Source organism: Pseudoroseomonas cervicalis ATCC 49957 (assembly GCF_000164635.1).
In the GTDB taxonomy this organism is placed as follows: Bacteria; Pseudomonadota; Alphaproteobacteria; order Acetobacterales; family Acetobacteraceae; genus Pseudoroseomonas; species Pseudoroseomonas cervicalis.
This window is the reverse complement of the sequence record NZ_GG770780.1, coordinates 182,316-190,021: the sequence shown is the minus strand read 5'-3', so window position 1 is coordinate 190,021 and position 7,706 is coordinate 182,316. Positions and strand designations below refer to the sequence as shown.

At 71.8% G+C, this 7,706-nt stretch carries 7 protein-coding genes; 2 read left to right on the top strand and 5 right to left on the bottom strand.

The window, feature by feature from the left end; translation table 11 throughout:
• Both HMPREF0731_RS14315 and HMPREF0731_RS14310 read left to right on the top strand, forming a co-directional pair.
• Positions 1-571: NAD-binding protein (locus tag HMPREF0731_RS14315; RefSeq protein ID WP_007004871.1), on the top strand; the 571-nt coding region annotated here is incomplete at its 5' end.
• Entirely contained in the window at positions 571-1,365 is a 795-nt protein-coding gene (locus tag HMPREF0731_RS14310) for an alpha/beta hydrolase (RefSeq protein ID WP_007004870.1), read from the top strand. The genes HMPREF0731_RS14315 and HMPREF0731_RS14310, both read left to right, overlap by 1 nt.
• Positions 1,366-1,396: 31 nt before the next feature.
• Here the strand turns inward: HMPREF0731_RS14310 and HMPREF0731_RS14305 are convergent, their stop codons facing one another.
• From HMPREF0731_RS14305 to HMPREF0731_RS14285, 5 genes are all read right to left on the bottom strand, one after another.
• Complete coding sequence (locus tag HMPREF0731_RS14305) at positions 1,397-1,834, bottom strand: hypothetical protein (protein WP_007004869.1); 438 nt, start codon at positions 1,832-1,834, stop codon at positions 1,397-1,399.
• The gene (locus HMPREF0731_RS14300) at positions 1,831-3,444 is read right to left on the bottom strand and encodes an ABC transporter ATP-binding protein (RefSeq protein ID WP_007004868.1); all 1,614 of its coding nucleotides are present in this window, start codon (positions 3,442-3,444) and stop codon (positions 1,831-1,833) included. The genes HMPREF0731_RS14305 and HMPREF0731_RS14300 overlap by 4 nt, the downstream gene beginning before the upstream one ends.
• A gap of 145 nt (positions 3,445-3,589) precedes the next feature.
• Positions 3,590-4,627, bottom strand: coding sequence for an ABC transporter permease (locus tag HMPREF0731_RS14295; RefSeq protein ID WP_007004867.1), 1,038 nt, complete (start codon positions 4,625-4,627; stop codon positions 3,590-3,592).
• Positions 4,624-5,733, bottom strand: coding sequence for a microcin C ABC transporter permease YejB (locus tag HMPREF0731_RS14290; RefSeq protein WP_007004866.1), 1,110 nt, complete (start codon positions 5,731-5,733; stop codon positions 4,624-4,626). The genes HMPREF0731_RS14295 and HMPREF0731_RS14290 overlap by 4 nt, the downstream gene beginning before the upstream one ends.
• Positions 5,734-5,907: 174 nt before the next feature.
• Positions 5,908-7,706, bottom strand: a 1,799-nt coding sequence (locus tag HMPREF0731_RS14285) for an extracellular solute-binding protein (protein ID WP_007004865.1), incomplete at its 5' end; no start/stop codon positions are given.

The window sequence follows — 7,706 nt, the reverse complement described above, 5'->3', positions numbered from 1 at the left end:
CCTGTCGCGCTGGCAGCGGGGCCACGCCGCCGCGGCGCCGCCGCATCCCGGCCTGCCGGCGCTGGAGCGGCACGCCATCCTGGTGGGCTATGGCCGCGTCGGCAGCACCATCGCCGCCGCGCTGCGCCGCCACAATTTGCCGCTGGTGGTGGTGGAGGAGGACCGGCGCATCGCCGACATCGCCCGCGCCGAGAGCCTGCCGGTGATCTGGGGCGACGCCGCCAAGGAGGAGGTGCTGCACGGCGCCCGGCCGCACCAGGCGCGGCTGCTGATCCTGGCCCTGCCCGGGGCGTGGGAGGCGCGGCAGGTGATCGCCATGGCGCGCGCCGCCAACCCCTCCATCGAGGTGGCGGTGCGCACCCATGACGATGAGGAGGTGGCCTGGCTGCGCCAGGAGGGCGGCGTCGGCATGGCGCTGATGGGCGAGCGCGAGGTGGCGCTCGGCATGGCCGATTTCGCGCTGCAAAGGCTGGGCGTCTCGCCCTCCACCGCGCAGGCGACGGTCGATGTGCTGCGCGCCCGCATGCCGGGCGAAGGCCTGGCGGGCGAGCCCCTGCCGGGGGCCGCCTGATGCCGCCCGACCACATGCCGCCGGCCACGCCGCTCTCCCGCCCCGGGCTGCGGCGCCACGCGGCGCCGGGCAGCCCGACCCTGCTGTTCCTGCACGGCGCCGGCTGCGGCGCCTGGGTGTGGGAGCAGGGCTTCGCCGCCCGTTTCTCCGAAGCCGGCTACCCCGCCCTGGTGCTGGAGCTGAAGCGCCGCGCCGGCGGGCGGGAGGCCGGGCTGTCGGATTACGTGGCGCAGGCGCGGACGGCGCTGATGCAGGCGGGCGGGCCGGTGGTGGCCATCGGCCATTCGCTGGGCGCGCTGGTGGCGCAGCGCCTGCTGCTGGAGCCGCGGCTGCGCGCCGCCGCCCTGCTGGCGCCGGTGCCGCCCGAGGGGCTCTGGCTGTCCAGCACCAGGCTGGCGCTGACCGACCCGGCGCTGTGGGCCGAGGCCGCGCGCATGGACGCCCCCCCCGGCAGCACCCCGCCCGAGCTGGCGCCGGCGCTGTTCGGCGCATCCATGCCGCTGGCGCTGGCGCGCGACTACGCGGCGCGGCTGGGCGGCGAATCCTCCACCGCCCTGCTGGAGGCGCAGCTGCCGCAGCCGGTGCCCTATGGCTGGCTGCATGGCCGCCCGGTGCTGGTGCTGGGCGCCGGGGAGGACCAGCTGATCCCCGCCGACGCGGTGCGGCGCTGCGCCCTGTGGCATGGCCGCAACGCCGAGTTCCTGCCCGGCCATGGCCATCTGATGATGCTGGAGCCGGACTGGCCGGCGCTGGCCGACCGGCTGCTGGGCTGGCTGCAAGGGCTGCCAGGCTGAAGCGCCCGGCGCCCGGATCGCGCGCCGCCGCTCAGCCCGGCGGCGTGCCGCCTTCCTGTTCCGCCACCAGCCGCACCAGGTCGCGCCAGCTGTTCTTGCGGTTGGCCATGCGGCTGCTGCCATCCGGCATCTTCGTGTGCAGCGTCAGCGCGCCCTTGGCCCAGAGGCCGTCGAACAGCGCCTCGCGCGACAGGGCCAGCTCGGCGGTGCGGGCGAACACCGCCTCCTTCACCTTCGGCTGCACCTTCAGCAGCCAATAGGCCATGCCGGCCGCCAGCAGCACCGCGCCGACATGGATATTGACGTATTTGGCGCCGAGGAAGCTCGCCACCAGGATGGTGACCGGCAGGGCCAGCGTCTCGAAGGGCCGGTAGGCGGGCGAGCCCGGCGTGTTCATCTTGCGGATATCGACGCCGAGCTGGATCCGGTCCTGCCGGATCAGCTCGCGCAGCGTCTCGAACTCGTTCATGCGCCGGGCGCTTCCCCATTCCCCATGCGCGGCCCGTCCGGGAAGGCGGCCCGCATCAGCGCCCTTGTGTAGTCGGCGCGCGGCGCGCGCAACACCGCATCCGCCGCGCCCATCTCCACCACCTGCCCGCCCTTCATCACCAGGATGCGGTGCGCCATGGCCCGCACCACCCGAAGGTCGTGGCTGATGAACAGATAGGCCAGCCGGTGCTTCGCCTGCAGCCCGCGCAGCAGCTCCACCACCTGCGCCTGCACCGAGACGTCGAGCGCGCTGGTCGGCTCGTCCAGCACCAGCAGCCGCGGCTGCAGCACCAAAGCGCGGGCGATGGCGATGCGCTGGCGCTGGCCGCCGCTGAACTCATGCGGGTAGCGCTCGGCGGTGGCGGGGTCGAGCCCGACCTCCTCCAGCGCCGCGCGCACCCGGAGCGCGCGGTCGGTGGCGGACAGGCCGGGCTCGTGCACCGCCAGCCCCTCGCCCACGATCTCGGCCACACTCATGCGCGGCGAGAGCGAGCCATAGGGGTCCTGGAACACCACCTGCATGCGCGCGCGCAGCGGCCGCAGCGCGGCGCGCGACAGGCCCTGGATCGGCTGGCCCTCGAAGGCGATGCGGCCCTCGCTGCGCTCCAGCTGCAGCAGCGCCAGGCCGAGCGTCGTCTTGCCGCTGCCGCTCTCCCCCACCAGGCCGAGCGTCTCGCCCTCCCGCAGGGTGAGCGACACGCCATCGACCGCGCGCACCTCCCCCACCTGGCGGCGCAGCAGGCCGCGGCGGATCGGGAAATGCACCCGCACCTGGTCGGCCTCCAGCAGCGTCGCGGCCTCCTCCGGCACCGGGGCGGGGGTGCCGCGCGGCTCGGTGGCCAGCAGCAGCTTGGTGTAGTCATGGCGCGGGTCGGTCAGCACCTGCCGCGCCGGGCCCTGCTCCACCACGCGGCCATGCCGCATCACCACCACCGTGTCGGCCTGCTGCCGCACGATGGAGAGGTCATGCGTGATCAGCAGCATCGCCATGGACAGGCGCTGCTTCAGCTCGGACAGCAGGGCCAGGATCTGCGCCTGGATGGTGACGTCGAGCGCCGTGGTCGGCTCGTCGGCGATCAGCAGGCGCGGGTCGTTGGCCAGCGCCGCCGCGATCATCACGCGCTGCCGCTGCCCGCCGGAGAGCTGGTGCGGGAAGGCGTCCAGCCGCTTCGCCGGGTCCGGCAGGCCGGCACGCTCCAGCAGCATCAGCACCCGCTCGCGCAGCGCGGCGCCGCGCAGGGGCTGGTGCAGCCGCACCGCCTCCCCCACCTGGCGGCCGATGCTGTGCAGCGGGTTCAGGCTGGTCATCGGCTCCTGGAAGACCATGCCGGCGACGCCGCCGCGCAGCCGTTGCAATTCGGCCGCATCGGCGCGCAGCACATCGGTGCCGTCCAGCAGGATGCGGCCCGAGGGATTGGCACCGGCGGCCGGCAGCAGCCGCAGGCAGGACAGGGCGGTGACGCTCTTGCCGCTGCCGCTCTCGCCCACCAGGGCGACCGTCTCGCCGGGGCGCACATCGAAGGAGACGCCCTCGACCACGCTGCGGCCGCGGAAGGCGACGCTGAGATTCTCGACGGAGAGAAGCGTCATGGCAGGGGGCTCCGCCCCCTGGCCCCCGCCGGGGTGGCAGGGCCACCCCGGACCCCGCCTTCAGTTGGCGCCAAACGGATGGCGGGGTCCGGGGGGACCCTGTCCCCCCAGCGGGGCCCGGGGCAGCGCCCCGGCTCTACCAATGTCATCCCTGGCTCCCCCCCGGCAGCTTGCGCGGATCGAAGGCGTCGCGCACCGCCTCGCCCACGAAGATCAGCAGGGTGAGCACGCCGCCCAGCACGAAGAAGGCGGTGAGCCCGAGCCAGGGCGCCTGCAGGTTGTTCTTGCCCTGGCTGACCAGCTCGCCCAGCGAGGGCGAGCCCGGCGGCAGGCCGAAGCCCAGGAAGTCCAGGCTGGCCAGGATGGTGACCGAGCCGGAGAGCAGGAAGGGCAGGAAGGTCAGCGTCGCCACCATGGCGTTGGGCAGGATGTGGCGCGCCATCAGCCGCGTGTCGGAGACGCCCAGCGCCTTGGCCGCGCGCACATAGTCGAGGTTGCGGCCACGCAGGAACTCCGCCCGCACCACGCCGGTCAGCGACATCCAGGAGAACAGCAGCAGGAAGACGAGCAGCGTCCAGAAGCCCGGCTCGATCACGCTGGAGAGGATGATCAGCAGGAAGAGCTGCGGCATGCCCGACCAGATCTCGATGAAGCGCTGGAAGCCCAAGTCGACCCAGCCGCCGTAATAGCCCTGCACCGCCCCCGCCGCGATGCCGATGACGGAGGAGACGAGGGTGAGGGCGAAGCCGAACAGCACCGAGACGCGGAAGCCATAGATGACGCGCGCCAGCACGTCGCGCGCCTGGTCGTCGGTGCCGAGCGGGTTCTTCCAGCTGGGCGGCGAGGGCGCCGGGCGGCCGAGATCCTTGATGATGGTGTCGTAGCGATAGGGCAGCAGCGGCCAGACCATCCAGCCGCCCTTCTCGCGGATCTCCTCCTGCAAGGCGGCGTCGCGCCAGACGGCGGCCGTCGGGAAGCCGTCGGGGATGATGTCGCTCTCGGCGTATTCGATGGCGACGGGGAAGAACCAGCGCCCCTCCACCTTGGCCAGCAGCGGGCGGTCATTGGCCACCAGCTCGGCGCAGAGCGTCACCAGGAACAGGGCAGAGAAGATCCAGAGCGACCACCAGCCGCGCCGGTTGGCGCGGAAATTGGCCAGGCGCCGCTGCGTGATCGGCCTCATCGGCGGGCCTCGAAATCGATGCGGGGGTCGATCAGCGTGTAGGTGACGTCGCCCACGATCTGCATGACCAGCCCGAGCAGGGTGAAGATGTAGAGCGTGCCGAACATCACCGGATAGTCGCGGCGGATCGCCGCCTCGAAGCCCAGCAGGCCGAGCCCGTCCAGGCTGAACACGATCTCCACCAGCAGCGCGCCGGTGAACAGGATGCCGATGAAGGCCGCCGGGAAACCGGCGATGATCAGCAGCATGGCGTTGCGGAAGACATGGCCGTAGAGCACGCGCCCTTCATTGGCGCCCTTGGCGCGGGCGGTCAGCACATATTGCTTGCCGATCTCCTCCATGAAGGAGTTCTTGGTCAGCATGGTCAGCCCGGCGAAGCCGCCGATCACCAGCGCCAAAGTGGGCAGCGCCATGTGCCAGGCATAGTCCAGCGCGCGCTGCCAGAAGGGCCAGGAATCGGCGCCCGAGGAGGCGAGGCCGCGCAGCGGGAAGATCTGCAGGAACGACCCGCCGGCGAACAGCACCACCAGCAGGATGGCGAACAGGAAGCCCGGCACCGCATAGCCCACCAGCACCACGGCGGAGCTCCACATGTCGAAGCGCCCGCCATCCTTCACCGCCTTGCGGATGCCGAGCGGGATCGACACCAGATAGATGATCAGCGTCGACCACAGGCCGAGGCTGATGGAGACCGGCAGCTTCTCCCACAACAAATCCACCACCTTGCGGCCGCGGAACAGGCTCTCGCCGAAATCGAAGGTGAGGTAGCCCTTCATCATGGTCAGGAAGCGCTCATGCGCCGGCTTGTCGAAGCCGAACATGCGCTCGATCTCGGCGACCACGGTGGGGTCCATGCCGCGCGCGCCGCGATAGGTGCCGGCCGGGCCGCCGCCCCCCTCGCCGCCGCCCTGGGCGGGGCCGCGCAGCTCGCCCTGGCTCTCGCCCGAGAGCCGGCCGATGACGCTGCCGCCCTGGCCGCGCAGCTCGGCCAGCATCTGCTCCACCGGCCCGCCGGGCGCGAACTGCACCACGACGAAGTTGATCAGGATGATGCCGAACAAAGTCGGCACCAGAAGCGCCAGCCTCCTGAGCAGATACGCTCCCATTTTTTTGTCAGGCTGCCGCGCAAGGGTTGAGAGGAGGGACGCTGCACTGTGCCGGGGCGCTCACGGTGCGGGAGCGCCGCGCCGCCACGGCCGGGCCGGAGCGCCACGCCCGTTCAGAGCGACCCCGTTCCGGCCATGACCGGCAGCTGAAAGAAAGGCAGCCGATAGAAAGAATCATGGGGTGCGGCGGTCGGTGGGGAGGGCGCGGTCCTTGGCGGGCTCGACCCACCAGGCCTGCAGGTCCAGCGCGTAGCGCGGCGTGCGCTCCGGCCGGCCGAACTTGTCCCACCAGGCCAGGCGGAACACCCGGCTGTGCCAGTGCGGCACCATGTAGTGGCCCCAGAGCAGCACGCGGTCGAGCGCGCGGGTGCGGTCGATCAGCGCCTGGCGGTCGGGGGCGGCGATCACCAGCTCGACCAGCGCGTCGATGATCGGGTCGGCGATGCCGATGATGTTGCGGCTGCCATTCTCCCGCGCCTTCTCCGAGGTGAAGAAGTCGCGCTGCTCATTGCCGGGGGAGAGGGATTGCGGGATGACATCGACCGTCATGTCGTAGTCGAAGGCGTCCATCCGCACCTGGTACTGGGCGGGGTCGACGGTGCGCACCCGCGCCTCGATGCCGAGCCGCTGCAGCGCCTGGATATAGGGCAGGGCGATGCGCTCGAAGGTGGCGCCGTCCAGCAGGATCTCGAAATTGAACGGCTCGCCGCGCTCATTGACCAGCCGGCGCTCCCGCACCGTCCAGCCGGCCTCGCGCAGCAGGGCCAGGGCGCGGCGGGCATTGTCGCGGTTGTTGTTGCTGCCATCCGAGGTCGGCACGCGGAACTCGGTGGTGAACACCTCCTCCGGCAGCCGGCCGCGGAAGGCGGAGAGCACCATCAGCTCGCCCTCGGAGGGCAGGCCGGTCGCCGCCAGCTCGGAATTGGAGAAGTAGGAGGTGGTGCGGGCGTAGCTGCCATAGAACAGGTTGGCGTTCATCCACTCGAAATCGAACACCAGCCCCAGCGCCTCGCGCACCCGGCGGTCCTGGAACAGCGGCCGGCGCAGGTTCATGGCGAAGCCCTGCATGCCGGTGGGCAGCTCGTGGCGGATCTCCTCGCGCTTCACCAGGCCGCGCCGGGCGGCGGGGAAGTCGTAGCCGGTGGCCCATTCGCGGGCGACATTCTCGGTGCGCAGGTCGATCTGCCCGGCCTTGAAGGCCTCCAGCGCCACGGTGGTGTCGCGGAAATACTCGTAGCGCATGACATCCACATTGTGGGTGCCCTTGCGGGTCGGCAGGTCGCGCGCCCAGTAATTCTCGACCCGGCGATAGGTGATGCTGCGGCCGGGCTCGAAGCGCTCGATCCGGTAGGGGCCGGAGCCGAGCGGGATGTCGAGGCCGGGCTGGGCGAAGTCCCGCCCCTCCCACCAGTGCTTCGGCAGCACCGGCATCTGGCCCAGGATGGTCGCCAGCTCGCGGTTCTCGTTGGTGCGGAAGCGGAAGGCGACGCGGTCCTCGGCCTCGGCCACCACCTCGGAGACATCGCCCCAATAGGCGCGGTAGAAGGGGCGGCCCTTCTCGCGCAGGGTCTGGAAGGTCCAGACCACATCCTCGGCGGTGATGCGGCGGCCATCATGCCAGCGCGCCGCCGGGTTCAGCACGAAGGTGACGCCGCGCCCGTCGCGCGGCACCTCGGCCTCGCGCGCCAGATGCGCGTATTCGGTGCTGGCCTCGTCGCCGCTCGGCACCATCAGCGAATCGTAGATCAGGCTGGTGCCGACCGCCGGGGTGCCGCGCAGGATGTAGGGGTTGAAGCTGTCGAAGCTGCCCAGCGCCGTCAGCGTCATCTGCCCGCCCTTGGGGGCGTTGGGGTTCACCCAGGGCCAATGGGTGAAGTCCGGCGGCAGCGCCGGCGCGCCCAGCAGGGAGAGCGCATGGGTGCGGCGCATCGCCGGCGCCTCGGCTGCCGCAGCCGCGGGGGGGGCGGCGGGCG

Excerpts from the sequence above, each read along its gene's own strand:
- HMPREF0731_RS14310 (WP_007004870.1), top strand. The coding sequence starts at position 571 with ATGCCGCCCGACCACATGCCGCCGGCCACGCCGCTCTCCCGCCCCGGG.
- HMPREF0731_RS14305 (WP_007004869.1), bottom strand. The coding sequence starts at position 1,834 with ATGAACGAGTTCGAGACGCTGCGCGAGCTGATCCGGCAGGACCGGATC.
- HMPREF0731_RS14300 (WP_007004868.1), bottom strand. The coding sequence starts at position 3,444 with ATGACGCTTCTCTCCGTCGAGAATCTCAGCGTCGCCTTCCGCGGCCGC.
- HMPREF0731_RS14295 (WP_007004867.1), bottom strand. The coding sequence starts at position 4,627 with ATGAGGCCGATCACGCAGCGGCGCCTGGCCAATTTCCGCGCCAACCGG.
- HMPREF0731_RS14290 (WP_007004866.1), bottom strand. The coding sequence starts at position 5,733 with ATGGGAGCGTATCTGCTCAGGAGGCTGGCGCTTCTGGTGCCGACTTTG.